This is a genomic window from Pseudomonas sp. LBUM1669 (genome assembly GCF_059695705.1).
Genome location: NZ_CP166784.1, coordinates 5,664,178 through 5,690,704, shown reverse-complemented (window position 1 = coordinate 5,690,704; position 26,527 = coordinate 5,664,178). Strand labels below are relative to the sequence as shown.

Annotated in this window: 24 protein-coding genes and 1 pseudogene; 8 read left to right on the top strand and 17 right to left on the bottom strand. The window is 58.9% G+C overall.

The features are described from left to right. Positions 1-16: 16 nt before the first annotated feature. The 3 genes from rplQ (at position 17) to bfr (ending at position 2,681) form a co-directional block, all read left to right on the top strand. Entirely contained in the window at positions 17-403 is a 387-nt protein-coding gene (gene rplQ, locus ACA051_RS26450; protein WP_008145500.1) for a 50S ribosomal protein L17, read from the top strand. A 209-nt stretch (positions 404-612) separates the two neighbouring features. Next, entirely contained in the window at positions 613-2,067 is a 1,455-nt protein-coding gene (locus tag ACA051_RS26445) for a catalase (protein WP_497305849.1), read from the top strand. A gap of 149 nt (positions 2,068-2,216) precedes the next feature. Next, positions 2,217-2,681 (top strand): bacterioferritin, encoded by a 465-nt coding sequence (gene bfr, locus ACA051_RS26440; protein ID WP_008030905.1) that lies wholly within the window; start codon positions 2,217-2,219, stop codon positions 2,679-2,681. Between the two features lie 39 nt (positions 2,682-2,720). Here the strand turns inward: bfr and ACA051_RS26435 are convergent. Both ACA051_RS26435 and uvrA read right to left on the bottom strand, forming a co-directional pair. After that, positions 2,721-3,946 (bottom strand): IS3 family transposase gene (locus tag ACA051_RS26435; protein WP_497303223.1). Its coding sequence is split into 2 segments (ribosomal slippage): positions 2,721-3,595 and positions 3,595-3,946, totalling 1,227 coding nucleotides; the frame shifts between segments, so codons are not numbered across the junction. Positions 3,947-4,060: 114 nt separating this feature from the next. After that, the gene (uvrA, locus tag ACA051_RS26430) at positions 4,061-6,895 is read right to left on the bottom strand and encodes an excinuclease ABC subunit UvrA (RefSeq protein WP_497372506.1); all 2,835 of its coding nucleotides are present in this window, start codon (positions 6,893-6,895) and stop codon (positions 4,061-4,063) included. A gap of 191 nt (positions 6,896-7,086) precedes the next feature. Between uvrA and ACA051_RS26425 the strand changes: the two genes are divergently transcribed. Next, entirely contained in the window at positions 7,087-8,484 is a 1,398-nt protein-coding gene (locus ACA051_RS26425) for an MFS transporter (protein ID WP_497305845.1), read from the top strand. Between the two features lie 9 nt (positions 8,485-8,493). Then, positions 8,494-9,021: a single-stranded DNA-binding protein gene (locus tag ACA051_RS26420; RefSeq protein WP_049711300.1), complete on the top strand. Its 528-nt coding sequence runs from the start codon at positions 8,494-8,496 to the stop codon at positions 9,019-9,021. A gap of 69 nt (positions 9,022-9,090) precedes the next feature. Here ACA051_RS26420 and ACA051_RS26415 read toward each other — a convergent pair whose 3' ends face one another. From ACA051_RS26415 to ACA051_RS26370, 10 genes are all read right to left on the bottom strand, one after another. Beyond that, complete coding sequence (locus tag ACA051_RS26415) at positions 9,091-11,295, bottom strand: OsmC domain/YcaO domain-containing protein (RefSeq protein WP_497372504.1); 2,205 nt, start codon at positions 11,293-11,295, stop codon at positions 9,091-9,093. 121 nt (positions 11,296-11,416) lie between these two features. Then, positions 11,417-12,574, bottom strand: coding sequence for a glutathionylspermidine synthase family protein (locus tag ACA051_RS26410; RefSeq protein ID WP_497305841.1), 1,158 nt, complete (start codon positions 12,572-12,574; stop codon positions 11,417-11,419). A gap of 12 nt (positions 12,575-12,586) precedes the next feature. After that, positions 12,587-13,306: a DUF1190 domain-containing protein gene (locus tag ACA051_RS26405; protein WP_497305839.1), complete on the bottom strand. Its 720-nt coding sequence runs from the start codon at positions 13,304-13,306 to the stop codon at positions 12,587-12,589. A gap of 18 nt (positions 13,307-13,324) precedes the next feature. Continuing rightward, positions 13,325-13,753, bottom strand: a complete 429-nt coding sequence (locus tag ACA051_RS26400) for a DUF350 domain-containing protein (RefSeq protein ID WP_010467290.1) — start codon at positions 13,751-13,753, stop codon at positions 13,325-13,327. 15 nt (positions 13,754-13,768) lie between these two features. Beyond that, positions 13,769-14,446 (bottom strand): DUF2491 family protein, encoded by a 678-nt coding sequence (locus ACA051_RS26395; protein WP_497305837.1) that lies wholly within the window; start codon positions 14,444-14,446, stop codon positions 13,769-13,771. Then, positions 14,433-15,467, bottom strand: coding sequence for an ion channel (locus ACA051_RS26390; protein ID WP_109635242.1), 1,035 nt, complete (start codon positions 15,465-15,467; stop codon positions 14,433-14,435). Before ACA051_RS26390 ends, ACA051_RS26395 begins: the two co-directional genes overlap by 14 nt. 71 nt (positions 15,468-15,538) lie before the next feature. Beyond that, positions 15,539-16,102 carry a rhomboid family intramembrane serine protease gene (locus ACA051_RS26385; protein WP_497305834.1) on the bottom strand — a complete coding sequence of 188 codons (564 nt, stop codon included), beginning with the start codon at positions 16,100-16,102 and terminating at the stop codon, positions 15,539-15,541. 155 nt (positions 16,103-16,257) lie between these two features. Further along, on the bottom strand, positions 16,258-16,956 hold the full coding sequence (locus ACA051_RS26380) for a PspA/IM30 family protein (protein WP_219097497.1): 699 nt from the start codon (positions 16,954-16,956) through the stop codon (positions 16,258-16,260). A gap of 24 nt (positions 16,957-16,980) precedes the next feature. After that, on the bottom strand, positions 16,981-17,562 hold the full coding sequence (locus ACA051_RS26375) for a YjfI family protein (RefSeq protein WP_010467297.1): 582 nt from the start codon (positions 17,560-17,562) through the stop codon (positions 16,981-16,983). A gap of 282 nt (positions 17,563-17,844) precedes the next feature. Continuing rightward, positions 17,845-18,399, bottom strand: coding sequence for a cysteine hydrolase family protein (locus ACA051_RS26370; protein WP_497372502.1), 555 nt, complete (start codon positions 18,397-18,399; stop codon positions 17,845-17,847). Between the two features lie 104 nt (positions 18,400-18,503). On the opposite strand from ACA051_RS26370, the gene ACA051_RS26365 reads away from it, so the two are divergent. From ACA051_RS26365 to ACA051_RS26355, 3 genes are all read left to right on the top strand, one after another. Then, entirely contained in the window at positions 18,504-19,499 is a 996-nt protein-coding gene (locus ACA051_RS26365) for a GlxA family transcriptional regulator (RefSeq protein WP_497305828.1), read from the top strand. A 211-nt stretch (positions 19,500-19,710) separates the two neighbouring features. After that, positions 19,711-20,820 carry a DUF3182 family protein gene (locus ACA051_RS26360; RefSeq protein WP_497372500.1) on the top strand — a complete coding sequence of 370 codons (1,110 nt, stop codon included), beginning with the start codon at positions 19,711-19,713 and terminating at the stop codon, positions 20,818-20,820. Next, the gene (locus ACA051_RS26355; RefSeq protein WP_497305824.1) at positions 20,810-21,568 is read left to right on the top strand and encodes an alpha/beta hydrolase family protein; all 759 of its coding nucleotides are present in this window, start codon (positions 20,810-20,812) and stop codon (positions 21,566-21,568) included. Before ACA051_RS26360 ends, ACA051_RS26355 begins: the two co-directional genes overlap by 11 nt. Positions 21,569-21,697: 129 nt before the next feature. On the opposite strand, the gene ACA051_RS26350 is transcribed toward ACA051_RS26355, so the two are convergent. The 5 genes and pseudogenes from ACA051_RS26350 to ACA051_RS26330 form a co-directional block, all read right to left on the bottom strand. Then, complete coding sequence (locus ACA051_RS26350; protein ID WP_497305822.1) at positions 21,698-22,699, bottom strand: lysylphosphatidylglycerol synthase domain-containing protein; 1,002 nt, start codon at positions 22,697-22,699, stop codon at positions 21,698-21,700. Beyond that, positions 22,686-23,978 (bottom strand): cardiolipin synthase ClsB, encoded by a 1,293-nt coding sequence (gene clsB / locus ACA051_RS26345; RefSeq protein ID WP_497372498.1) that lies wholly within the window; start codon positions 23,976-23,978, stop codon positions 22,686-22,688. Before clsB ends, ACA051_RS26350 begins: the two co-directional genes overlap by 14 nt. Next, the gene (locus ACA051_RS26340; protein WP_497305819.1) at positions 23,975-24,772 is read right to left on the bottom strand and encodes an endonuclease/exonuclease/phosphatase family protein; all 798 of its coding nucleotides are present in this window, start codon (positions 24,770-24,772) and stop codon (positions 23,975-23,977) included. The genes clsB and ACA051_RS26340 overlap by 4 nt, the downstream gene beginning before the upstream one ends. A gap of 38 nt (positions 24,773-24,810) precedes the next feature. Then, positions 24,811-25,029, bottom strand: a pseudogene (locus ACA051_RS26335) (DUF72 domain-containing protein); the annotation flags it as partial. A 210-nt stretch (positions 25,030-25,239) separates the two neighbouring features. Further along, positions 25,240-26,451, bottom strand: coding sequence for an MFS transporter (locus tag ACA051_RS26330; RefSeq protein WP_497372496.1), 1,212 nt, complete (start codon positions 26,449-26,451; stop codon positions 25,240-25,242). Between the last annotated feature and the right edge of the window lie 76 nt (positions 26,452-26,527).

Below are 26,527 nucleotides of genomic sequence, written 5' to 3'. Positions count from 1 at the left end.
TGGTAAGGAATGAACCATGCGTCATCGTAAAAGTGGTCGTCACCTGAGCCGCACCAGCTCGCACCGCAAGGCCATGTTTCAAAACATGGCGGTGTCGCTGTTCGAGCACGAGCTGATCAAAACTACACTGCCAAAAGCTAAAGAACTGCGTCGCGTTGCTGAGCCGCTGATCACTTTGGCCAAGACAGACAGCCTGGCTAACCGCCGTCTGGCTTTCGACCGTACTCGTTCGAAAGCTATCGTTGGTAAGCTCTTCAACGACCTGGGCAAGCGTTACGCTACCCGTGAGGGTGGCTACCTGCGCATCCTCAAGTGCGGTTTCCGCACTGGCGACAACGCGCCTATGGCGTATGTCGAGTTGGTTGATCGTCCTGCCGGTGGTGAAGCTGTATCCGCTGAGTAAGACGTCAGTCTGAAACGAAGAACCGGGCCTAGTGCCCGGTTTTTTGTGCGCGCTCGAAAAGCATGGTCATCAACGCATAACCAGAAAGGTAATTAGTAATTTTCTATCGATAGCTGCAACTTAATGAATTTGTAGCTGTGACGTTCGTGATCAATACTCCCCGTCAGCCGATTAGCCGGCAGTTAAAGACTGACAGAGGAAGAGATCGCATGAGTCAAAATAAAACGCTGACCACCGCCAGTGGCGCTCCTGTCGCCGACAATCAGAATTCCCGTTCCGCCGGCCCTCGTGGCCCCCTGCTGCTCGACGACTTCCACCTGATCGAGAAGCTTGCCCACTTCAATCGTGAGAACATCCCTGAGCGCCGTGTACACGCCAAGGGCTCGGGTGCTTACGGCACGTTTACCGTGACTCGCGACATCACCCAGTACACCAGTGCCAAACTGTTTGAATCGGTCGGTAAGCAAACCCCGACGTTTCTGCGCTTTTCCACGGTTGGCGGCGAACGCGGTTCGGCCGATACCGAGCGCGATCCACGTGGCTTTGCCCTGAAGTTCTACACCGAAGAAGGTAACTGGGACATCGTCGGCAACAACACGCCAGTGTTCTTCATCCGTGATCCGTTGAAATTCCCGGACTTTATCCACACCCAAAAGCGTCTGCCGCAAAGCAATCTGAAAAGCGCGCAGATGATGTGGGACTTCTGGTCGCACTCGCCTGAGGCGCTGCACCAGGTCACTATTCTGTTCTCCGACCGCGGCATTCCTGACGGCTATCGTCACATGCACGGCTTTGGTAGCCACACCTACAGCTTGATCAACGCCGATGGCGAGCGGAGCTGGGTGAAGTGGCATTACAAGACCCAGCAAGGGATCAAAAACCTGGCGCCGGCAGAAGCGGCACGTTTGGCCGGTACCGATCCAGATTACGCGCAGCGTGACCTGTTCGGGGCGATTGAGCGCGGTGACTTCCCGAAATGGCGTGTATGCGTCCAGATCATGACCGAGGCCCAGGCCGCGGCGCACTATGAGAACCCATTCGACGTGACCAAAACCTGGTCGCAGAAAGAGTTTCCTCTGATCGAAGTCGGCGAACTGGAGCTCAACCGTAATCCGCAGAACTATTTTGCCGAAGTCGAGCAAGCGGCATTCGGCCCGAGCAATATGGTCCCAGGAGTTGGTCTGTCGCCAGATCGAATGCTCCAGGGCCGCGTGTTCGCTTACGCTGACGCGCACCGCTACCGCATTGGCACCAACCATCAGCAACTGCCGGTGAACGCGCCTCGCAGTCCGGTGAATAGCTATCAGCGAGATGGTTCGATGGCGTTCGGCAGCAATGGCGGTGCAGCACCTAACTATGAGCCGAACAGCTACGTCGATTCGCCGAAACAAGCGCCTCGCTACGCTGAGCCACCCCTGGCATTAAGCGGTGCCGCTGATCGTTATGATCATCGCGAAGACACCGACTACTACAGCCATGCCGGTGCGCTGTTCCGACTCATGAGTGACGAGCAGAAAGCGCTGCTTGTCAACAACATTGCCGGGGCGATGGGTGGTGTTTCAAGTGATGTGGTTGATCGCCAGTTACAGCATTTCTTCAAGGCTGACCCAGCGTATGGAGAAGCAATCGCAAAGGCACTCAGCGTACAGCTTAACGAAGTCTAAACGAGAAGCAGAACCGCCCTCATTTGGGCGGTTTTTGCGTTATTTGAACCACTTTTCTCAGAATATCTTCGCTTTTATCGCGCAGGCAGAGTGACCAAACAGTCTGCTTGGTTCAAACTACAGACTTTCAAGCAGGGAGATGTAGGGCGATGCAAGGCCACCCAGACGTAATCGATTACCTCAACACGTTGCTGACCGGCGAACTGGCCGCGCGTGATCAATATTTCGTTCATTCGCGGATGTATGAGGACTGGGGTTTCACCAAGCTCTACGAACGAATCAATCATGAGATGGAAGAAGAAGCCGGGCACGCTGATGCCCTGATGCGCCGTATCCTGATGCTGGAAGGCACACCGCGCATGCGTCCGGACGATCTCGACGTCGGCACCACGGTGCCTGACATGCTCGCCGCCGACCTGCGCCTGGAATACAAAGTCCGCGCCGCACTCTGCAAGGGCATTGAGCTCTGCGAGCAGCACAAAGACTACGTCAGCCGCGAGATGCTGCGTATTCAGCTGAACGACACCGAAGAAGATCATACCTACTGGCTCGAAAAGCAGTTGGGTCTGATCAAGTTGATCGGTCTTGAGAACTACCTGCAATCCCACACCTGATTGCTACCTGTCTAGTCCTGAAATAGGTTTACACCTGTTTCACCCCAACGCCCGATGCACCGCATCGGGCGTTTTGTATTTTAAGGACAGGTGCGGGCGTTCCTGGTTGTAGATCAGGATCGCTTCTCGCACCATTTGCTCCGCTTGCGCCAAGTCTGTCGGCCGGTGGAGTAATAGTTCTGTTTTCAAGATGCCGTTGACCCGCTCTGCCAAGGCGTTTTGGTAGCAGTCGTAGCCATCCGTCATCGAACACGTGATGCCATGCTTGGCGTGGAGCTTTTGATACAGCGCCGAGCAGTACTGGACTCCTCGATCCGAGTGATGGACCAGTTTCTGACGTGTTCGACGTGTCTTTAACGCCATGCGTAAGGCTTGGGCCACCGAGTCGGCATGCAGGCTGCCATGCACGTGATAACCGACAATTTTTCTTGAGAAGGCATCTGTGACCAGGCTCAGGTAGACCGGATCGTCACGCTGGGTGGACAGGTAAGTAATATCGGCCACCCAGACCTGTTCCGGACCGGTTGCAACGACTTGCTGCGGGCCTGGCTTTAGCAGATTGGGATGGCAGCGAAAGTGATGATGGCTGTCGGTCGTCTTGTGATACGCCCGTTTCCTGCGAACCAACTGCCGGTGCTCGCGCAGCACTTCAAACAAGCGATCCCGGCCAACATGCAACTCAGGTTTCTCATGCTCCGCGTGCATCAATGACTGGAGCTTGCGTGCGCCAATGCAGGGTTGGCGCACTCGGATTGCCTGCACAAACTTGATGAGTTTCTGATCTTGATCGACTCGCGCCCGATAGACGCGATCACGCTTGTAAAAGGCTTGGCGACTGATCCCCATAAACTGGCAAGCCCTGCTGACACTCAGGGTTTGGGTTTGCGCAACGACTTGCCGGGCCGCTTTTTTACAATGGATACGCCGTAGTCATTCTTCAGGACATCAACCACATCTTCAAAGAATTTGGCTTTCTGATTTGCTAGTGCCAGTTGCTCCTCAAGCTCTTTGATTCTCTGCTCGGGGGTCAAAGGCAAAGTTGGCTCGTCCATCGGTCGAGTCCTCTGCGTACGAATGGAGGCGCCTTGGCTCCAATCTTGTCGACCATGCTTGCGTAACCAGACCAACACCGTCGACCGACCTTGAATCCCATAACGCCGCTGAGCCTCTTTATAACTCAACTCGCCTTTTTCTACTTGGTCGACAACCGACAATTTAAAAGTCAGCGTGTAATCGCGCTGACTACGTTTTGCGCCCGTATCCATTGCACCTTCCTGATAAAAAGCCAGAAGGTGTAAACCTTATTCAGGACGAGACAACCGATACAAAAAAGCCCCTGTCACTGATGAAGTGACAGGGGCTTTTTCGTGGGCCCCGAATCAGGCCTTGTCGCGAGCCAACAGCGGCTTGAGGTAGAAGCCGGTGTGAGACTGCTTCATTTCAGACACTTCTTCCGGTGTACCGACAGCAATGATCTGCCCTCCCTTGGAACCGCCTTCCGGCCCCAGGTCCACCAGCCAGTCGGCGGTCTTGATCACGTCCAGGTTGTGCTCGATCACCACCACGGTATTGCCGTGGTCGCGCAGTCGATGCAGCACGTCGAGCAGTTGCTGAATATCCGCGAAGTGCAGGCCGGTGGTTGGTTCATCGAGGATGTACAGCGTCTTGCCGGTATCGCGCTTGGACAGCTCGCGGGACAGTTTCACCCGCTGGGCTTCACCCCCGGACAACGTCGTCGCCGATTGTCCCAGCTTGATGTAGGACAGACCGACGTCCATCAACGTCTGAAGCTTGCGCGCCAGAGCCGGAACAGCGTCGAAGAACACCCGCGCTTCCTCGATAGTCATCTCGAGGGTTTCGTGGATGTTCTTGCCCTTGTACTTGATCTCTAGGGTCTCGCGGTTATAGCGCTTGCTCTTGCAAACGTCGCACGGAACATAGATGTCCGGCAGGAAGTGCATTTCCACCTTGATCAGACCATCGCCCTGACACGCTTCGCAGCGTCCACCCTTCACGTTGAAGGAGAAACGGCCCGGGCCATAACCGCGGGAGCGGGACTCGGGAACACCGGCGAACAGTTCGCGAATCGGCGTGAACAGACCGGTGTAAGTCGCGGGGTTGGAGCGCGGCGTACGGCCGATCGGACTCTGGTCGATATCGACGACTTTATCCAGATGCTCGAGGCCCTTAATGCTGTCGTGAGCGGCAGCCTCAAGCGTCGTTGCACCGTTGAGTGCCGTAGCGCTCAAGGGAAACAGCGTGTTGTTGATCAGCGTGGACTTGCCCGAGCCGGACACGCCGGTCACACACGTCAACAGACCAATCGGAATGTCCAGGTCGACATTGCGCAAGTTGTTGCCACGAGCGCCCTTGAGCGACAGCGATAACTTCTTGTTACGCGGTGTACGTTTGGCTGGAACCGCGATCTTTACCCGGCCCGACAGGTACTTGCCGGTCAACGAATCAGGATGCGCCATCACTTCGGCCGGCGTACCTTCGGCGACGATATGCCCACCGTGGACCCCCGCACCCGGCCCGATATCCACCACGTAATCGGCCAGGCGAATAGCATCTTCGTCATGCTCGACCACGATCACCGTGTTGCCGATGTCGCGCAGGTGCTTGAGTGTGCCGAGCAACCGATCGTTATCACGTTGATGCAGACCGATCGACGGTTCATCGAGGATGTACAGAACCCCCACCAGGCCGGCGCCAATCTGACTGGCCAGGCGAATCCGCTGGGCTTCACCGCCGGACAACGTGTCGGCACTGCGGTCCAGCGAAAGATAGTCGAGACCCACGTTGACCAGGAACTGCAGGCGTTCGCGGATTTCCTTGAGGATTTTGTCGGCAATTTCGCCGCGACGGCCTGTGAGCTTCAGCACGCCGAAATACTCACACGCATCGCCAATCGGCAGATTGGTCACCGCCGGCAGCGTCTTCTCGCCCACCCAGACGTGCCGCGCCTCACGACGCAAGCGCGTGCCACGGCAATCCGGGCAAGCCTGGGTGCTGAGGAACTTGGCCAGCTCTTCACGCACAGAAGCCGACTCGGTTTCGCGGTAGCGACGTTCCAGGTTCGGCACGATGCCTTCGAACGGGTGCGAGCGTTTGACGATATCGCCGCGGTCGTTCAGGTATTTGAAGTCGACGTTCTGCGAACCGCTGCCGTGCAGGATGAACTTCTGCTGATCGGCCGACAGGTCGTTGAACGGCACTTCCAGGCTGAACTTGTAGTACGAAGCCAGCGAACCGAGCATCTGGAAGTAATAGACGTTGCGCCTGTCCCAGCCGCGAATCGCGCCCTCGGCCAGCGTCAGCTCGCCGTTCACCAGGCGCTTGATGTCAAAGAACTGCTTGACCCCCAGGCCATCGCAAGTCGGGCAAGCGCCAGCCGGGTTGTTGAAGGAGAACAGCTTGGGTTCCAGCTCGCTGATGGCATGACCGCAGATCGGGCAGGCGAAGCGTGCGGAGAAGATGATCTCTTCGCCGGGCTCGTCGTCCATCGGCGCGACCAGGGCGATGCCGTCTGCCAGCTTCAGCGCGGTCTCGAACGACTCGGCCAGGCGCTGTTGCAGATCGGCGCGGACCTTGAAGCGGTCGACTATTACATCAATCGAATGCTTCTTTTGCTTATCCAGCTTCGGCAGCTCATCCAGTTCGCAGATCCTGCCGTTGACCCGGGCCCGGACAAAACCCTGGGCGCGCAGTTCTTCGAAGACCGACAGGTGTTCGCCTTTGCGCTCGCGAATCACCGGGGCAAGCAGCATCAGCTTGCTGCCCTCCGGTTGGGCGAGGACCAGGTCGACCATCTGGCTGACGGTTTGCGCTTCCAGCGGAATGTCGTGATCTGGGCAGCGCGGAATACCCACGCGGGCGTAAAGCAGGCGCAGGTAGTCGTAGATTTCGGTGATGGTGCCGACCGTCGAGCGCGGGTTGTGCGAGGTCGACTTCTGCTCGATGGAAATGGCTGGCGACAAACCTTCGATGGTGTCGACATCAGGTTTTTCCATCATCGACAAAAACTGCCGGGCATAGGCCGACAGCGATTCGACGTAGCGGCGCTGGCCTTCGGCATACAGCGTGTCAAACGCCAGGGACGATTTGCCGGATCCGGACAGGCCGGTGATGACGATCAGCTTGTCCCGTGGCAGGGTCAGGTCGATGTTCTTCAGGTTGTGGGTTCGGGCCCCACGAATCAGGATCTTGTCCAAAGTGGCCTCGCTTGGCGGGCGTCGAAAACGTAGGAGTATACGGCCAAATACTGGATGGATGCACACTATCAAACGAGCGGAGTTGTGTCTTACATGAAGAGTCTGTCAGCGGAGCGCGTCAAAGCGTCGCGATATACCCCGTCAATCGATGGGACTGGTAGAATCGCCGCCGGTTCACATGAGGTTTTTCCATGCACGATCCCCACAGCGAACGCATGAGTGGCAGTGAGACCCGCGCAGCAAGCGGTCTGGCCCTGGTGTTCGCCTTCCGTATGCTTGGCATGTTCATGGTGTTGCCGGTACTGGCGACCTATGGGATGGATCTGGCAGGAGCGACCCCGGCCCTCATCGGGCTTGCGATCGGCGCTTACGGCCTGACCCAAGCGATTTTCCAGATTCCTTTCGGCTTCATTTCCGACCGCATCGGTCGTCGTCCGGTGATTTACCTCGGGCTGATCATCTTCGCCCTCGGTAGCGTGCTGGCGGCCAATGCCGACTCGATCTGGGGCGTTATCGCCGGACGCATCCTGCAAGGCGCCGGGGCGATTTCCGCCGCGGTGATGGCGCTGCTGTCAGACCTGACCCGGGAACAGCATCGGACCAAAGCCATGGCCATGATCGGCATGACGATTGGTCTGTCGTTCGCTGTCGCGATGGTTGTAGGGCCGTTACTGACCCGTGCTTTCGGCTTGTCCGGGTTGTTCCTCGCTACGGGCGGCATGGCGCTGTTCGGCATCGTGATCGTGATGTTCATGGTCCCGCGCTCCACCGGCCCGTTGCAGCACCGTGAGTCCGGCGTCGCGCGTCAGGCGCTGATCCCGACGCTCAAGCATCCGGACCTGCTGCGCCTGGATCTGGGCATTTTTGTGTTGCACGCGATGTTGATGTCGAGCTTCGTTGCATTGCCTCTGGCCCTGGTCGAAAAAGCCGGGCTGCCTAAAGAGCAGCACTGGTGGGTCTACCTTACCGCGCTGCTGATCTCCTTCTTCGCCATGATCCCGTTCATTATCTATGGCGAGAAGAAACGCAAAATGAAACGAGTTTTATTGGGCGCGGTGCTGACGCTGATGCTCACTGAGCTATTCTTCTGGCAGTTCGGCGACAGCCTGCGGGCTCTGGTGATCGGGACGGTGGTGTTCTTTACCGCGTTCAACTTACTGGAAGCTTCGTTGCCATCGCTGATCAGCAAGGTTTCACCGGCGGGCGGCAAGGGCACTGCGATGGGGGTATATTCCACCAGCCAGTTCCTCGGTTCGGCGCTGGGCGGGATCCTCGGCGGCTGGATGTTCCAGCATGGCGGTCTGTCGGTTGTATTCCTCGGATGCGCCGGCCTGGCTGCACTTTGGCTGGCCTTTGCTGTTACCATGCGCGAACCTCCCTACGTGACGAGTCTGCGCTTGCCGTTGTCGCCCGAGGCGATCCGCGAAGCGGGTCTGGTTGAGCGCCTGAAGGCCGTCGTAGGGGTAACAGATGCGGTAATCGTTGCTGAGGAAGCGGCGATTTACATCAAATTGGACACAGAACTATTGGATCGCACCACCCTTGAGCGCCTGGTGAACAACCCGGCCGGGGCTGCGTGCGTAGCCTAGGAGAACGTTATGGCCCGTGGGGTTAACAAAGTCATATTGGTCGGCACTTGCGGCCAGGATCCCGAAGTTCGCTACTTGCCTAACGGTAACGCCGTGACCAACCTGAGTCTGGCGACCAGCGAACAGTGGACCGACAAGCAAACCGGTCAGAAGGTCGAGAAGACTGAATGGCACCGTGTGTCGATGTTCGGCAAGGTGGCCGAAATTGCCGGTGAATATCTGCGTAAAGGTTCGCAGGTCTACATCGAAGGCAAGCTGCAGACCCGCGAGTGGGAAAAAGACGGTATCAAGCGTTACACCACTGAAATCGTGGTCGACATGCAAGGCACCATGCAGTTGCTGGGCGGCCGTCCACAGCAGGGCGAGCAACAAGGCGGGGGCAATAACTATCAGCAGTCCGCCCCGGCTCCACGCCAGCAGGCTCCGCGTCCGCAGCAGTCGGCACCGCAGCAGTCGCGTCAGGCTCCGCCTCCACAGCAGGCCGCTCCACAGCCGGCTCCGGATTTCGACAGCTTTGATGACGATATCCCGTTCTGATCCGCAGTTTTTCAGAACCGTAGACACAAAAAAGCGAAGCCATATGGCTTCGCTTTTTTGTGGGCGCTGTTAATTGGCCAACGTGGTCACATTGGCCCGTGCCGAGTGCAGCTTCTTGTAGCTTTCGATCAGCCGCAGGTGCCGGTCGAGCCCCTCCAGTTTCATGCTGGTCGGCGTCAAGCCATGGAAGCGCACGCTGCCATCCACCGAGGCGATCACGGCATCCATCCGTTCGTTGCCAAACATCCGGCGGAAATTGGCCTCGTAGTCTTCCAGCTCCAGGTCTTCGTCCAGCTTCATCTCCAGCACAGCGTTGACGGCTTGGTAGAACAAGCCACGTTCAACCGTGTTGTCGTTGTACTGCAGGAACATTTCCACCGCCTCTTTCGCCTCTTCAAATTGTTGCAAGGCGAGATAGATCAGCAGCTTCAACTCCAGGATCGTCAGCTGACCCCAGGCCGTATTGTCGTCAAATTCGATGCCGATCAAGGAGGTGATGTCGGTGTAGTCGTCCAGTTCACTTTCCACCAGACGCTCAGCCAGCGCTTGCAATTCTTCGTCGTCCAGGCGATGCAGGTTCAGGATATCGGCGCGGAAGAACAGCGCTTTGTTGGTGTTATCCCAGATCAGGTCGTCCACGGGATAGATTTCCGAGTAGTCCGGCACCAGGATACGGCACGCCGTCGCGCCGATATGCTCGTAAACCGCCATGTACACTTCTTTGCCCATGCCTTCGAGAATGCCGAACAAGGTCGCGGCTTCCTTGGCATTCGAGTTTTCACCCTGGCCGGAGAAGTCCCACTCCACGAATTCGTAATCGGACTTGGAGCTGAAGAAGCGCCACGACACCACGCCGCTGGAGTCGATGAAGTGCTCGACGAAGTTATTCGGCTCGGTCACCGCATGACCTTCAAACGTCGGCTGTGGCAAGTCGTTGAGGCCTTCGAAGCTGCGGCCCTGGAGCAGTTCGGTCAGGCTGCGTTCCAGCGCCACCTCCAGGCTCGGGTGCGCGCCGAACGAGGCGAACACACCGCCGGTGCGCGGGTTCATCAACGTGACGCACATCACCGGGAATTCACCCCCCAGGGATGCATCCTTCACCAACACAGGGAACCCTTGCTCTTCCAGCGCCTGAATACCGGCCAGGATCCCGGGGTACTTCGCCAGCACGTTGGCCGGCACGTCCGGCAGTGCAAATTCACCTTCGATGATTTCGCGTTTTACCGCACGCTCGAAGATCTCCGACAGGCACTGCACCTGGGCTTCGGCCAGCGTGTTGCCGGCACTCATGCCGTTGCTCAGGAACAGGTTTTCAATCAGGTTGGACGGGAAATAAACCACCTCGCCGTCCGACTGGCGCACGTATGGCAGCGAGCAGATGCCGCGCTCTTCATTGCCCGAGTTGGTATCGATCAGATGGGATCCGCGCAACTCGCCGTCGCGGTTGTAAATCTTCAGGCAGTGCGCGTCGAGGATTTCGGCCGGCAGTTCATCTTTACGGCCAGGCTTGAACCAGCGTTCGTCCGGGTAATGCACAAACGGCGCGTTGGCGATCTCTTCGCCCCAGAACTGGTCGTTGTAGAAGAAGTTGCAGTTGAGTCGCTCGATAAACTCGCCCAACGCCGACGCCAGCGCGCCTTCCTTGGTTGCGCCCTTGCCGTTGGTAAAACACATCGGCGAGTGTGCATCGCGGATATGCAGCGACCACACGTTGGGCACGATATTGCGCCACGAGGCGATTTCAATCTTCATGCCCAGGTCCGCCAGAATGGCCGACATATTGGCGATGGTCTGCTCCAGCGGCAGATCCTTGCCCGCAATATAAGTGCTCGCCTCTGAACTGGAAGCGGGCATCAACAGCGCCTGGGCATCGGCGTCGAGGTTTTCCACCTCTTCGATCACAAACTCAGGCCCTGCTTGCACGACTTTTTTCACGGTGCAACGGTCGATGGAACGCAGGATGCCCTGGCGGTCCTTGTCGGAGATGTCCGCCGGCAACTCGACCTGGATCTTGAAGATCTGGTTGTAGCGGTTTTCCGGGTCAACAATGTTGTTCTGCGACAGGCGGATGTTTTCGGTGGGAATACTGCGAGTGTCGCAGTACAACTTCACGAAATATGCCGCACACAACGCCGACGACGCCAGGAAGTAATCGAACGGACCCGGTGCCGAGCCATCGCCCTTGTAGCGGATAGGTTGATCGGCCACCACCGTGAAGTCGTCGAACTTGGCTTCAAGTCGAAGGTTGTCGAGAAAGTTGACCTTGATTTCCATGGGGGATTACCAGAATAACGGCTAGACGATTTGGCGGCCATTATCCGGCATTTCAGCCATAAGTCTTGCGGGCGTCTGTCGATATGTCCACACCGGGCCTTTTTAGTGGGCGATGGAGGGGTCAGTCGAGTATCAGATGCGGCAAGAACCGGCTCGAATCCTTGGTGATCAAGCTGTTGTCCTCACGCACGCCGATCCCCGCCGCTTGATCTCCGACCACCCAGGAGCCAATCAAAGTAAAGCTGTCACCAAACTGCGGCAGCGGCGCGAATTCCTGAAGGATAAACGGCGCATCGGTGTAGGGCCCGTCCTCTTTCACGATCAGACCGTCAGCGGTTTGCAACTCGATGTTTGCGCCTTCCCGCGAGAAGAACGGCTTGCGCACCCAGCCTTTCGGCACGGCTTTGCCCGGTTCGGTATCGAGGTGGGCCGCGAGCAGGTTCGGGTGACCTTTGTTGAACTCCCACAACAGCGGCAGGATGCCTTTGTTGGAAATGATGGATTTCCAGGCCGGTTCGAAAAACTGCGTATCACTCTGGGCAATCGCTGCACCAAAGGGTTCGTGGAAGATGAACTCCCAGGCGTGCAGCTTGAACAGGTGGGGAATCCAGCGGTCCTCAAGGTCGACGAAACGTCCATCACTGGTCAGGCCGATGTCTTCGATATCGATGTGGCGTGATTCGATGCCGACCTTTTCCGCCACCAGTCGCAGGTAGTCTGTGGTGCCCTTGTCTTCGACCGAGTCTTTCATCGAGGCGAAGTAGAAGGGCTGTTTGAGCTGCAATTGAGCGAAGGCCTGATGCAGTTTGGTGTCGATGCTGTTGAACTGGTCGGCGTGCTTGGGCAGCAAGCCGCGTTCGATGCATTGCTCCAGCCAACCCCACTGAAACGCCGCGGCCTCATACAGGCTGGTCGGCGTGTCGTAGTTGAGTTCCAGCAACTTGGCGGGCCCGGTGCCGTTGTAGGAGAAGTCCATGCGCCCGTACAGGTGCGGGTGGCCTTCGAGCCATGACGTGCGAATCATGTCGAAGAAAGGCGCGGGGATGCTCAGGCGTTCCAGCAGCTCCTCGCTCTGAACCACACGGGCCACCAGGTCCATGCACATCTCATGAATCTCGGTGGTCGGGTCTTCGAGATCGTTCTCGATCTGCTTGAGCGAGAACTGGTAATACGCGCTCTCGTCCCAGTAGGGCTCGTTGTCGATGGTGTGGAACAGAAAGCCAAGATTCTCGGCGGTCTGTTTCCAGTCAGCACGCTCTGCGCAATGGATCTTCTTCATGGCCCGGTTTCCTTAACTGCTCGACCCGCCGCCGCCCCAGCCGCTGCGTGCGCTGGCCTTACTGCCGAAGCCGCCACGGGAAGTGGACGAGGCCGCGGAGATCGGCTTGCTGGTAGAGGAACGGACCGAGTCGGCGTAATTGCTGCTGCCGTACCTCGCCTGATTGGACTTGGTAAACGTCGAGCCCTTTGAAATCCGCTGGTTGAGCGTTGATGAACCGTAATTTCCGCGATCATCGCGATAACGGTAAACCGGCTCGGAGTAGTAGCTGTTGCGGTTGCTGCTCAACATGTTGCCGATCAGCAGGCCGGTCAGCAGGCTGCTGGTGGAAAAGCCCGAGCCTCCACTGTTCGCCGCTTCCGAGGCGGGTAGTTGCGCCTTGGCCGCGTCCACCTGGGATTGCGTCACTTGGCCATCGGCGGTCAGTTCGAACCCGCCCAGCTTGGGGATGAACTTGCCGGTGGAGTCCTGCTGGCACCAGTCGGCGACAAAGTCGGCATCGCAATCGGCCTGGTTGTCGTACACCGGCGCTATGCGGCGGTGCTCGGTCATGGCTGTCATGTAGGCGTCTGAGCAGACATCCACCGGAAGCTTTTCATCGGCGCACTGCTGAACGGACTGGAAGTTGTACTTCTTCTGCACCGCGTAGGTTTTTTCCGTCGGCCCGCAGCCTGATATCGCCATGGCGACCGACGCTGCCAGCGAAAGCTGAACGTACTTGCTTCGTTTCATCGGGATCTCCGGGCGCAATCAGTTCTGGGAAGGGGTCATGCACGCGGCGTTCAACATGCCGACGCTGATGGCCACGGCTGCCACGTAGATGCCGGCCGCGATTTCACCTTTCTTGATGCGCTCGGAGGTGCCTTTGAGCACCAGGCTGGTCACCAGGAACGCCAGCAATTGTACGAGGGCAGCGATCACCGCCCAGACGACGAAGTCGAGGATGCTGATCGAGTAGGCAATCACATTGCTGGCCGGAATGGCGAAACCGATGATGGCGCCGCCCAAGGCAATTGCAGCCGCCACGTTGCCGGAACGGATCAGTTCGAATTCCTTGTGCGGGGTGATGCGGGTGTAGATGAACTGGAACAGCGCGAACAGAACGGCAGCGCCGAGGATGTAAGAAACAAAGCCGAACACGGCGGCTTTGTTCAACGAGATGGAGAGTGCTTCTAGCATGGACTTCTTCCTTTTTCAGAGCGTGTTCAGGTCGGTTGTGTACAGCGAGATGCCAAGCGAGGTGCTCAAACTGATGGTGCCTTCGGCGTCTTCTTCAACGGAAAACAGGAGGAATTCCCGGCGATCGGTCAGGCCGGTTTCGCGGGCGTACAGCATCGAACGGTGCTCGATACCGTAGGACTCGTCCGGATTTTTCAGCTGTTCGCTCAGCGCCACCAATTCTGTCTGGCCATCCTCGGTGCCCCATTCGCGGGTGTATTCGACGCCGTTATGGGAGTAGGTCGGCAGGCCGATCAGGCTCTGCGGACCGGCCAGTCGGCGCAGCTCCGCTTCACTGCTGATGGTGATGTAACTGAGGTAATTGAACAGGATCACCGACTCGACCTGCCCGGCGATCTCGCCGGTGGTGTGCACCTGCAGCCAGTAGTCTTCGTCGTTCATGTAATAGCGCGACAGCCAGGTCGACTGCCCGAGATCGACGGTGCCGCTGCTCCAGATCTGCTGGGAGCCCGGAATCGTCACCGTGGTATTTCCGTCGAGCAGCAATTTCAGGGTGGTGTCGAACATCACGCCCTTGCCCAATCCCAGCCCCAATGGGCCAGTGGCCGGAGGCGGGGTTTCGCTGGCGGTCCATTTCGATTCTGTCGTCGCGTTCGGGGCCTCAAGCCCCATCAACTGTTTAAACCATCCCATTGGAGATTTCCTTGAGGCGAGTGGAGGCGATGTAGAAGAGTTCGCCGCCCTCAACGCGGGTGGCGCCGGGCGGGTTGATCGACGGTTGTCGGGCGCCCTTGGCGCGATAGCCGATGAGCGTGGCGTTGTGATGTTCTTTCATCCGTGTGTACAGATCGCCAAACGTCGCTTCAAAGGCCTCGGGCAGTTTCATCAGGTATTGAGTGGCGCCTTGACCCACGCACAGCAGTTCGTTGATGACCACTGACGAGCCCGGATCCTGAGAGGCGCGCACCAGCATCTCGATGGCCATGCTTGAGGTGCATTCCAGGCTGGGTGCGTAGGCGCTGGCGAGCGCTGCGACTTCACTGTCATTGAAGTGGGCGACCACATGCCCGACAGGCTTCAGTTGATTGACCGCCAGCACGGTGGCCAGGGTCAGGTCGTCTGAATGGGTTCGCACCAGAACGCGTTCGGCACCCGGAACACCGGCGCGCAGCAACAAGGCCACGGAGGACAGGCTTTCACCTTTGATGAAGCTCGCTTTGCCCGGCATCGGGTTTTCTTCGAGGGTGCAATCGCAAATGACGATCAGGTTGTCGTTCGAGGTTTCGTCCTGAAGCAACAACTCAATGACCCGTTCGCTGGACGCGCCTTCCCAGCCGATGAGAACCGTATGGCCGACCTTGCCGGTGAAATCGCCTTTGCCCTTCATGCCTTTTCTCCATGCATCGATGACGCTGCTGGTGGTTTTGCCGATGGCTGCCGTCAGCAGCGCAATGCCCCCGAGCATGACCCAGGTGGCCACGAAAATCCGTCCCGCCGCTGTCTGCGGCGCGAGATCGCCATAGCCGACGGTGAGTGTGGTGGTCAGATAGAAGTAAGTAAACGTGGCGGGGGCGGTGAGGTGTTGTTCGCCCAGTAACACCAGGCCCAGATACGCCGTGATCAGGTGTACGCCCAAGGCAATGACCAGGCCTGCCCAGCCGAAACGGTGGAAGAGGGACGAGGCATACATGCGCAATAAAAGGAAAATCGACATTTCGTCCCTGACTCCGTGGGTACTTGTTCCTGGCGACTTCATCGCCTCGGCGTCTGAATGCGCAAGTGCGTTCAACCGGCGGCATTAAACCTGCTGCGCGGCGCCGAGAAAAGTACCTTGGCTGCAATTAATCCGGCGAGTGCACCAAACAGATGGCCTTCGAAGGAAACACCCTGGCGAGGCAGGAAGCCAAAAATCAGACCGCCGTAGAGCAGGGCCACGACGCCGGCCGTTATCAGATTGCCCCAGCTCCTGTGAAACCAGGCGCGGGACAGGAGGTACGCCCATAGCCCGAATACCCAGCCGCTGGCGCCGATGTGTACGCCTGTAAAACCGAACAGCCAGACCAGCGAGCCGCCCAGCAGAATAATGATCGCACTGACGGCAATGAACCGGTTGAGCCCTTCGACAATGACCAGGGTGCCCAGGATCAAAAAGGCAACCAGGTTCGCGCTCAGGTGTGCAAAAGAAGCGTGCAGGAAAGGCGAAGTGATGATGCCGAGCAGTCCGTGCACGGTTCTCGGGATCAGTCCGAAGGACATAAGGCTGTAGCCGGTCGCGACGTTGAACAGTTGCAACGCGACCATGAAAAGCGCCAGGCCTGCGATTGTCTTGAAACCCTTCAGGGCATCCATCCTTGACCTCGATTCACTGAAAACTGAAACGCAATCTATTGTGGGAGCGAGCCTGCTCGCGATGGGGGAGTGTCAGTCGACATCAATGTTGTCTGACAAACCGCAATCGCTAGCAGGCTAGCTCCCACAGGTTATGCGTTCGACCCGAGAGTCGGTTATTCGGCCGATTTTTGCTTCAGGCGTTCCAGGATCGCATTGGCGCTGCCGGCGTCCGGGGTGATGCCGGCGTCGCGCAGTTTGCGTTCCAGGTCAGTACCGGTCGACGCATCGGCCAGTTGGTCCTGAGCTTCCAGTTCAGCCGCGCGTTGCTGCTGCTTGGCCTGCAGGCGGTTCAGCGTACCGACGGCGGTCTCCAGCTTGCCGTTGGCGCCGCCACTGGCAATCGAAGCGCTGACCTGGGCTTTCTGCACGCTTTCGCGGGCCTTGGCCATGTCCACTTGCTGGCGCAGGCTTTTGATGCGGTTTTCGGCCTTGGTGATGTCTTTGCGCATGTTTTCCGCATAGCCGCCAAATTCGGTGGCCTGCTTTTGCTCGACATCCAGCTCGTTGGTCAGGGTCGAAATGGCTTCGGCCACTTCCAGGGCCAGGTCTTCGCGGTTGGCCTGGATGGCGGCAAGAGCCTTGGATTCCAGGTCCTTGATCTTGGCGTTGTACTCGCTGACGCGATCAGCCGACAGTTTGTGCTTGGCCATGATGGTGACCAGCTCACGCTTGGCGTTGGCCAGGGCGCTGTCAGCATCGCGAATTTCCTGGTCGAGGATGCGCAGGGCCTGTTGGTCGACGATCGATTCGCCGACTTCGTTGGCACCGCCACGCAGCGCGGTGAACAATTTGCTCCAGATGGACTGAGTCATTGGATATTTCCTGTTACCGAATAATTAATTGAAGAAACGTTCGAAGGCTTCGCTGGCGCGCTGGACGTTATCGACCAGGGTTTTCACCTCGGTCACGATGTTCGTCAGGCTGGAGTCGGAGCTCAGGGCGCCGAACATGTTGTAGACAATCTGCCCGTTCGGCATGGACTCGATACCGATCGAGGACAGCGGGAACATTTCCCGGCTGCGCAGCACGGCGTCGTTGAAGGCCGGTACATCGTTGATGGACTCGATGTCGACCAGAACGGTATCGACGATGATCTGTTCACCCACCACCGCGATGTAAATCGGCAAGCCACCGAAGTCGTTCATTTCCAGCTTGATGCTGGACTCGGAGCCTTGAACGAGAGAAAGCGTGATGTCGTTTGAAACCACTTCGTCCAGGGCTTGAAGGGCGCTGAAGAGGCGATCGATGTTCCAGTTTGTACCTGCGCTCATGTAATTCTCCGACATGAATGAGCCAGCCAGAATCGGTTGGCGAAGCTGTTTCTCCATCTGCTTGAGCAGGCTTCGGTTTTCGGGAAGCACCCAAGTCTCGTGTTTCACATAACCGGCGGCACCCAGGCCCGCGCGCATCTGCTTCATGTAGAAGCTCGATGGTTTTTTCGCAGACGGTTTCGAGCGCTCTCCCTTGCGGCTTGCTGAATCGTTATCGAGCCCCGTGGGAGGACTCGATGGAGAGCTGCTTTTCATGGGGCTGACCTCGTTGTGAAAAACTCACGCGTGAGAAACACTACAGGCAATTTTTGCCATGCTCAATAGCTCACGCGTGAGATTTTTTGTCATACATTTTTCGCTCCACGAAAAAGGCCCGCGGCGCTCAAGCGCGGCGGGCCCTTTTTGGAATTTGATCAATACGTTACGTGGTTAGCGGTTAGCCGCCAGGAATTCGTCAGTGGAAATCACGCTCGCGTAGGCGAAACCCAGGGCCGACATGAAGGCGGCGTGAACGTGGGCGGCGGGTACCGTGACGCCCTTGAATTCCAGATCGCGTGAGGCACAGGCGTCGTGGATCACGGTGACGGTGTAGCCGAAATCAGCTGCGGCGCGGGTAATGCCGTCGACGCACATATGGCTCATGCTGCCGACGACCACCAGTTCCTCGATGCCTTGCTCGTCGAGGATCGATTTCAGTTCAGTTTCACGAAACGAGTTGACGAAGTGCTTGAGCACCACCGGCTCATCGGCACGGTTCAGAACTTTGGGGTGCAGCTTCGCGCCTTCGGAACCCGGGGTGAAGAAGGGGGCTTCTTCGGAGGTGAACTCGTGGCGGATGTGCACCACCGAATCACCGGCGTCGCGAAAGGCTTTGAGCAGACGGACGGCGTTGTCGGCAGCGGCATCTGCGCCGACCAGCGGCCACTTGCCTTGAGGGAAGTAGTCGTTTTGGATATCGACTACGATGAGTGCTTGCTTGGCCATGACTGTTTCCTCGAAATAGGTGTGTTGGGTGTGGAACGAAGTATTGGCTGTGGCGGGCCTTCCGAGGATTGGCTGCACCGACAATAGAAGGGGGAAAACTGACAATGGATGCAGAAAGGGCAATCGTCGAACTCGGCGTGCTGATTTATCCCGGCGCGCAGATGGCAGCGGTGCATGGGCTGACGGACTTGTTCGGGGTGGCGAACCGGATAGCCGCCGAGCATCAGGCCGCGCAGTTGCCGCTGCTACGGATCAGCCATTGGCAGGTTGAGGGCGAGCAGACGCCCGAGCGGGTGTACGACAGTCATCCGGGGCCAGACCGCGCCTTGGTGGCGGTGTTGATTCCGCCATCGATTGTCGGATTCTCCGAGGGCCAGGCACCCCGGGGGTTGATCCACTGGATGCGTCAGCAACATGCGCAGGGCGCGACCCTCGGCGGGGTCTGCGTGGGCTCGATTCTGCTGGCGGAAAGCGGCTTGCTCGACGGCCGCAGCGCCACCACCCACTGGACCTCGGCCAAAACCTTCGCCGAGCGTTACCCGGCAATCAAGTTAAAAGCCGATACCCCCATCGTCGACGACGGCGACCTGATCACCACCGCCGGGCTGATGGCCTGGTCCGAGCTGGGGTTGCGCCTGGTAGACCGTCTGCTCGGCCCGAGTATCGCCACCGGCACCGCGCGTTTTCTGGTGGTGGAGCACAGCGACAGCGCGAGTGAATGCGGCAGCAATTTTTCACCGATTCTCAGCCACGGCGATGCGTCGATTCTCAAGGTTCAACATTGGCTGCAAAGCACCGGGGCCACCGATGTATCGCTGACGGCGATGGCCGAGCGGGCAGGGTTGGAAGAGCGCACGTTCCTGCGCCGATTCCGCGCGGCGACCGGGTTGAAACCCACCGAGTACTGCCAGCACCTGCGGGTCGGCAAGGCGCGGGAAATGCTTGAGTTCACCAACGGCACCATCGATCACATTGCGTGGACGGTGGGGTATCACGATCCGGGCGCGTTCCGCGCGACGTTCAAGAAAATCACCGGGCTGGCGCCGAGTGATTACCGCTCACGGTTTGGCGTGACGCCCACTGCCGCCGTCGCGCGGTAGCTGAATCGACACAGCCCGCGCGCCCAGTGGATCTGAGTCAGTCGTGCAAAATGCATGGAGTTAGTACTCTGTCGTGCAGAATCAAGCAGGCCTGGAGCCATCACGCTTTCCATAACTGACTGATTTGGAAACCGTTTCATACCAGCGCTCCTTGGCTTGATCTCTGCACCCCTCTAACGACATTCATCAAACGCAGATTGAAGGGGGACGCATGACCCCAACAAACCGCAAGAAACTGGTAGTCGCCCACTCGGTCCGCCCCGAGGCGCCCCAGCACGAAGTCGAAACCAATCGCGCGCTGGCCCGCTGGCTGGCGCAAATCCTGGGGCTCAAGTTCGGCGGCAGTTACGACCGAGAACTTCATAACGGCCGGGACCTTTATCTATTGCCGACTCAGACCTTGGTCGGCGTCGCTGCCGCCCAGGCTTTGGGCGTCACAGGGCCAGCGGATCTGTGGGGCGGTTACGTCGACCACGACTTCATCTGCACCAAAGCCATCAGCCACGGGTTGCGCAACAAAAATGCGCACGCCCCGCAAGGTTGGTCTGCGCTTTTTTCCGAACGTGTGCGCAACGTCGTGCTCGATGGCCTCAGCGTATTCTCGCTCGACGATGCGCGACCGGCAGCGGAGCATTTGCTTTACACCGGCCCCATCCGCATCAAGCCGATTCATGCCTGCGCCGGACGCGGGCAGGAAGTGATCAAAAGCCTCGACCAGTTCGACGCCGTTCTGGCGCGCCCCGATGCCAAGGCACTGTTCACTGAAGGCGTGGTGCTCGAGCAGGATCTCGACAAAGTGATCACCCACAGCGTCGGCCAGAGCTTTATCGGCGGCAAGGTGCTTAGTTATTGCGGTGATCAATACTTGACCGAAGACAGTCAGGGCGAGCAGGTTTATGGAGGTTCCAATCTGTTGGTGGTGCAGGGGTATTACGAAGACCTGCTGAAACTGGACCTGCCTGACGACGTGCAACTGGCGATCCGGCAGGCGCAAGTGTTCGACAGCGCAGCGGACGAGGCCTATCCCGGTTTCTACGCCTCGCGCCGCAACTACGACATCGCCCAAGGCCTGGACAGCAGCGGCAAACAGCGCAGCGGGGTGCTCGAACAGTCCTGGCGCATGGGCGGTGCCAGCAGTGCCGAAGTGGCCGCGTTGCAGAGCTTCGTCAACGATCCGGGGATGCGCGCGATTTGCGTGTCTTCGGTGGAAACCTACATCGACCAGCCGCTGCCGACGGACGCCATCGAGGTGTATCGCGGGCCGGCGGAAAACAGCGATTTTCTTCTCAAGTACGTGACGGTCAAATCCTATGACGGCTAGAAGCGAAACCATTCAGATCGACATCGACGATGAACAGATGATCGGGACCTTTCTGAGCCCAAAATCGAAAGTCCCCGGCGTGTTGTTTGTGCACGGTTGGGGTGGCAGCCAGGAACGGGACCTTGAACGGGCCAAAGGCATCGCCGGTTTGGGGTGCGTGTGTCTGACATTTGACTTGCGCGGGCACACCGGCGGGACCGGCATCCCGCTGACTCGGGTGACGCGTGAAGATAACCTGCGCGACCTGCTGGCGGCATACGACCGCTTGCTCGCCCACCCGGCACTCGACACCTCCGCCGTTGCGGTGGTCGGCACCAGTTATGGCGGTTATCTGGCCTCGATTCTGACTTCATTGCGTCCGGTGCGCTGGCTGGCGCTGCGGGTGCCGGCGTTGTATCGCGACGATCAATGGCATACGCCCAAGCGTGAACTGGACAAGGCTGATTTGCGCGATTACCGCAACACGCTGGTGCGCGCCGACAGCAATCGCGCCCTGCATGCGTGCTCGCAATTCACTGGGGATGTGCTGCTCGTGGAGTCCGAGACCGACGACTATGTGCCTCACTCGACGATCATGAGCTACCGCGCTGCGTGCCAGCAGACACATTCGCTGACGCACCGGATTATCGATGGTGCTGATCACGCGTTGAGCGAGCCGGTTTCGCAGCAGGCCTACACCTCGATTCTGGTGGACTGGATTACCGAGATGGTGGTGGGTGAGCGGTTGAGCATTATTCAATCGAAGTAGATCGGCGTTGAATTCTTCGCGGGCAAGCCTCGCTCCTACGGATTTATGTGTGTCGCAATATCGTGGTCGACGCCCAATCTGTAGGCGCGAGGCTTGCCCGCGAAAGCGTCATCAGCCTCACCAAAAATCTCAAGAAGGTTTCTTGGCAATCCGCAGCGACTTCGCCTTGGCCTCCACCACCAAATACATCACCAACGTAATCAGCAACGGCAAGATGAAATAGATCGCGCGATAAGCCAGCAATCCCGCCACCAGGCTCCCCCGCGAAGCCTCGTGCTGCAGCAACGCCACAAACACCGCCTCCAGGACCCCAAGCCCGGCAGGAATGTGGGTAATCACCCCGGCAATCGCACTGATCAACAACACGCCCAGTACCAGCGGGTAATCCAGCTTGCTCGGCAGCAACGTGAAAATCACCGCCGCCATCAGCGACCAGTTCAGCGCCCCGAGGGCCAGTTGCAGTACCGCCATGCGCAAGGACGGCAGGTTGATTTCCACCCCGCGTATCGCCCATTCCCGACGCTTGGAGAACTGGCATGCCGCCAGATACCCCGCGCTCACCAGCAGCAACAACACCCCCACACCTTGCAAGGCACCGCTGCTCAACTTCCAGCCCGGTGGCATTCTGACCATTCCGCTGCTGAACACGGCGCCCGCAATGACCATGTAGCCGAACCAGTTGGTCGCCAGGCTCAGCCCGAGGATTTTCGCGATGTTGCTTTTGCTCACGCCGAGTCGCGAATACAGGCGATATCGCATGGCAATGCCGCCGACCCAGGCACTCAGGTTGAGGTTGAAGGCGTAGCTGATGATTCCTACCGGCAGGATCTGTTTCCAGGTCAGGTCCTGGCGGATGTAGGTGCGGCCGATCAGGTCAAAACAGGCGTAGACCAGAAAACTCAACAGCGTCAGACCGGACGCAATGATCAGCGTGCGCACCTTGAAATTGGCCAGGGTGTGGAACACTTCATCCCATTCGATGCGCTGGGCAAGCATCGTCAACAGCACGATCAACGCCAGGAAAAACAGCATCGTCAGCGGTTTTTTCCAGCGATTCCAGCGTGTTTTATCTACCGGGGCGGGTGTTGCACTGTCGTCGTGAGGTGCCGAGTGCGTTTCAACGCGGTCCATGGTGGTCGCTCCCGGCGGGATGAGTGAAGGGTTTCAGACGAGGTTTATGCGCCGGCAGCCAACCGGCCCATGCCGGGAAGTGACTCAGGAAGTGAAACACCAGAAAGCCGACGGTCATGTGCCAGATCCGTCCGCGTGGTGACTTGTCCACTGACATGGCCTTGCAGTGGTTATTGCTCAGCACCTCAAGCCGTTCGAACAGATCGTGGTTGAAGGCTCGGTCGCGGATCAGCACATTGGCTTCCAGGTTCATGGACAGGCTCAAGGGGTCGAGGTTGCTCGAACCGACAGTGCTCCAGTCCTCATCCACCAGGGCGACTTTGCCGTGCAAGGGACGGTCGCAATATTCGTAAATCTTGACCCCGGACTTGAGCAAATAATCGTAAGTCATGCGCGCCGCAAGTTTGGCCACCAGCATGTCCGGCTGACCTTGCAGAATCAGCCGCACGTCCACGCCACGGCGAGCGGCATTGCGGATTTCGCGCAGCAAGCGGTAACCCGGAAAGAAGTAGGCATTGGCGATTACGACGCGGCGCCGGGCACTGCGCAGCACCTGGCGGTAAACCTCTTCGATATCCGTCTGATGGTCGCCGTTGTCGCGGTACACCAGCCGAACCTGGCCGTCGTGGTCGCTGAACGCCATTTCCGAACGCCGCTGCCGGCGGCGCTGCCACCAGTACTTGGCGCGGGCCGGGCGGCCACTTTGCAGCAGCGCGAAGTGGTGAATGTCGGCCACCGCAGGGCCTTGCACTTCAACGGAGTAATCCTGCTTGGCCTCGGGGCCGAAGTCGGCCAGGTGGTCGGCGGAAAAGTTGATCCCGCCGATGAACGCAATCGTACCGTCCACCACCACGATCTTGCGGTGCAGACGGCGGAACCAGTTGGTGCGGATGCCCAGGTGCTTGGGTGCAGGATCGAACATTTGCAGGCGCACGCCGGCCTGGCTCAACGCAGTGAGGTACCCGGTGCTCAACTCGCCGCAGCCAAACCCGTCGAGACTGGCGCTGACCCGCACACCGCGTTGGGCGGCTTCGATCAGCACTTGTTGCAGCTCATTGCCGACCTTGTCCTCGAACACAATGAAGGTTTCCAGGAGGATTTCAGTCTTGGCCTGGCGCATGGCCTCGAACACCCGCGGGAAATAGGCTTCGCCGTTTTCCAGCATTGCCACAAGATTGTTGCCCTGCCAGCCATATTCAACGTCGACCACGCCGGGTTCACGCACCGGCGGGGTGGTGGGCAGGTGTTCAACGGATTTTTCCATCGGGGCGCTGCTCATAGCTCGATCTCCACCGATAGCGGTGCGTGGTCGGAAAGGTGTGACCAGGGGCGCGCCGCCAGCACTTGTGGACGGCTGGCCTTGAGGTTGCGCACATAGATGCGGTCCAGGCGTAACGCCGGCAACCGCGCTGGAAAACTGCGCGCTGGTTTACCCAGATGCTCGGCAAACACCTCGCGCAGGCCACAGGGTTTGAGCAATGCATCGGCCCGTAGCCGCCAATCGTTGAAATCGCCGGCGACAATCACCGGGGCGTCGGCCGGGAGGTCTTCGAGGCGCCGCGCCAGCAACTTCAGCTGCTCCGTCCGGTGGCTTTCACGCAGCCCCAGATGCACGCAAATGGCGTGCACTTCACGGCCATCGCCCGGCAGGCGAAGCACGCAGTGCAGGAGGCCGCGGTTCTCATGGCCGCTGATCGAGACGTCGAGGTTCTCATGGCGAATGATCTGGAATTTCGACAACAGCGCATTACCGTGATCACCCGCGGGGTACACCGCGTTGCGACCGTAGGCAAACTGCGGCCACAGGGTGTCCGCGAGGAATTCGTATTGCGGCATCGTCGGCCAGTTGCTGTAACGCTGCGGATGATGCTCGTGGGTGCCGTGGACTTCCTGCAAAAACACCACATCGGCAGACACGCTGCGCACCGCTTCGCGCAATTCCGGCAGGATGAAGCGCCGGTTGAGCGCGGTGAAACCCTTGTGGGTATTGACCGTCAGCACGGTGAAACGGCGCACGGCGGTGATGATGGATTGCTGTTCGTCGGTACGGCCGACCGGTTCGGAAATGCTCATGACAGCACGCCTTCGGCGACTGGTTCACCGGGACAGGTGGCTTTGACGCTGAACATGAAGTCCGCTGGGGTTTCGGCATGCCACTGGGCATAACGTTCAGGCCGTTGCAGGGCATAAAACGATCCATTGATTTCGATGCTGTTGACCGCCCGTGACGCGAATTCCAGTTCGCACTTCTGGGTCAGCCCCTTCGGGTAGAAACCTCCCCACCAGGGTGTGTAGCACCAGCCTGAAATACCGATGTGAATCGTCGCCATGTCGCCTCCCGTCTAATGGTCCTCGGTTACCCCTGTCTTTTGATGACCGTGGGGCAACCGAGAAAGTTTCGACGGGGCTACGGATGGTCTGCGCTCCGGAAAACAACACCGACCTACTGTGGGAGCGGGCTTGCTCGCGAAGAGGGAGTGTCAGTCGACATTAATGCCGCTGACACACCGCTTTCGCGAGCAAGCCCGCTCCCACAGGGTTTAGTGACCGGCGACGATGCGGGTTGAACCTTCGACCGGTTCGGCATACACCGGCCCGAGTCGATCAAGGCGCCCACTCCACGCGGTCAGACCCAGCGCCACCAACACCACCAGTCCGCCAATCCACGCCGTGTGGATCAAACCCATATGCGCAACGATCAAGCCACCACCCCACGCACCACCGGCGATGCCGAGGTTGAACGCCGCGATGTTCAGTCCCGACGCCACGTCCACCGCGTGCGGGGTGTGATGCTCGGCCTGACGCACCACATACACTTGCAGCCCCGGCACGTTACCGAATGCCACTGCGCCCCAGACCAGCACGGTGGCCAGCGCCAGCCATGGGTTGCCGGCGGTAAAGGTCAGCACGAATAGCACGGCAGCGAGTAGGGCGAAGATGATTTTCAGGGCGCTGATCGGGCCGCGCTTGTCGGCCAGTTTGCCGCCCCAGATGTTGCCGACCGCCACCGAGATGCCGTAGACCAGCAACACCAGGCTGACAGTGCCGGCGCTGAAGCCGGAAATGTCCTGAAGAATCGGCGCCAGGAAGGTGAAAGCGATAAACGAACCGCCGTAACCCACTGCGGTCATGGCGTACACCAGCAGCAAGCGCGGCTGCTTGAGCACCTGCAATTGCTGCAAGAGCGAAGCGGGTTTGCTGTGGGCGATGTTTTTCGGCACGTAGAGCAGGCTGCCGATAAAGGCGATCACAGCCAATGCGGACACGGCGAGGAAGGTTTCACGCCAGCCGAAATGCTGACCGATGAAGGTCCCCAGCGGCACACCGGTGACCAGCGCCACGGTCAGGCCGGTGAACATGATAGCGATCGCGCTGGCGGCTTTTTCCTTCGGCACCAGGCTGGTGGCGATGGTTGAGCCAATCGAGAAAAACACCCCGTGGGCGAGGCCGGTGACGATCCGCGCCAGGATCAGCGATTCATAGCTTGGGGCTTTCCACGCCAGCAGATTGCCAAGGGTGAACAGCACCATCAGTGACAACAGCAGCAATTTACGCGGGACCTTGCCGGTGAGGGCGGTCAGCACCGGGGCGCCGATGGCAACACCCAGGGCGTAGAGGCTGACCAGCAGGCCGGCGGACGGCAGGCTGACGCCGAGGTCAGCGCCGATGGTAGGTAACAGGCCAACGATGACGAACTCGGTCGTCCCGATGGCGAAGGCGCTGAGGGTCAGCGCGAGCAAGGCAATGGGCATGACTGCAACTCCGGTGGGTTTGATTGATGGAGCGCAGTGTCGGGGTTTGGGTTGTGCGGAAAAATAGAGGGGTGGG

Coding starts and splice junctions, on each gene's coding strand:
- rplQ (WP_008145500.1), top strand. CDS start 17: ATGCGTCATCGTAAAAGTGGTCGTCACCTGAGCCGCACCAGCTCGCAC.
- ACA051_RS26445 (WP_497305849.1), top strand. CDS start 613: ATGAGTCAAAATAAAACGCTGACCACCGCCAGTGGCGCTCCTGTCGCC.
- bfr (WP_008030905.1), top strand. CDS start 2,217: ATGCAAGGCCACCCAGACGTAATCGATTACCTCAACACGTTGCTGACC.
- ACA051_RS26425 (WP_497305845.1), top strand. CDS start 7,087: ATGCACGATCCCCACAGCGAACGCATGAGTGGCAGTGAGACCCGCGCA.
- ACA051_RS26420 (WP_049711300.1), top strand. CDS start 8,494: ATGGCCCGTGGGGTTAACAAAGTCATATTGGTCGGCACTTGCGGCCAG.
- ACA051_RS26415 (WP_497372504.1), bottom strand. CDS start 11,295: ATGGAAATCAAGGTCAACTTTCTCGACAACCTTCGACTTGAAGCCAAG.
- ACA051_RS26410 (WP_497305841.1), bottom strand. CDS start 12,574: ATGAAGAAGATCCATTGCGCAGAGCGTGCTGACTGGAAACAGACCGCC.
- ACA051_RS26405 (WP_497305839.1), bottom strand. CDS start 13,306: ATGAAACGAAGCAAGTACGTTCAGCTTTCGCTGGCAGCGTCGGTCGCC.
- ACA051_RS26400 (WP_010467290.1), bottom strand. CDS start 13,753: ATGCTAGAAGCACTCTCCATCTCGTTGAACAAAGCCGCCGTGTTCGGC.
- ACA051_RS26395 (WP_497305837.1), bottom strand. CDS start 14,446: ATGGGATGGTTTAAACAGTTGATGGGGCTTGAGGCCCCGAACGCGACG.
- ACA051_RS26390 (WP_109635242.1), bottom strand. CDS start 15,467: ATGTCGATTTTCCTTTTATTGCGCATGTATGCCTCGTCCCTCTTCCAC.
- ACA051_RS26385 (WP_497305834.1), bottom strand. CDS start 16,102: ATGGATGCCCTGAAGGGTTTCAAGACAATCGCAGGCCTGGCGCTTTTC.
- ACA051_RS26380 (WP_219097497.1), bottom strand. CDS start 16,956: ATGACTCAGTCCATCTGGAGCAAATTGTTCACCGCGCTGCGTGGCGGT.
- ACA051_RS26375 (WP_010467297.1), bottom strand. CDS start 17,562: ATGAAGCAGATGCGCGCGGGCCTGGGTGCCGCCGGTTATGTGAAACAC.
- ACA051_RS26370 (WP_497372502.1), bottom strand. CDS start 18,399: ATGGCCAAGCAAGCACTCATCGTAGTCGATATCCAAAACGACTACTTC.
- ACA051_RS26365 (WP_497305828.1), top strand. CDS start 18,504: ATGGATGCAGAAAGGGCAATCGTCGAACTCGGCGTGCTGATTTATCCC.
- ACA051_RS26360 (WP_497372500.1), top strand. CDS start 19,711: ATGACCCCAACAAACCGCAAGAAACTGGTAGTCGCCCACTCGGTCCGC.
- ACA051_RS26355 (WP_497305824.1), top strand. CDS start 20,810: ATGACGGCTAGAAGCGAAACCATTCAGATCGACATCGACGATGAACAG.
- ACA051_RS26350 (WP_497305822.1), bottom strand. CDS start 22,699: ATGGACCGCGTTGAAACGCACTCGGCACCTCACGACGACAGTGCAACA.
- clsB (WP_497372498.1), bottom strand. CDS start 23,978: ATGAGCAGCGCCCCGATGGAAAAATCCGTTGAACACCTGCCCACCACC.
- ACA051_RS26340 (WP_497305819.1), bottom strand. CDS start 24,772: ATGAGCATTTCCGAACCGGTCGGCCGTACCGACGAACAGCAATCCATC.
- ACA051_RS26330 (WP_497372496.1), bottom strand. CDS start 26,451: ATGCCCATTGCCTTGCTCGCGCTGACCCTCAGCGCCTTCGCCATCGGG.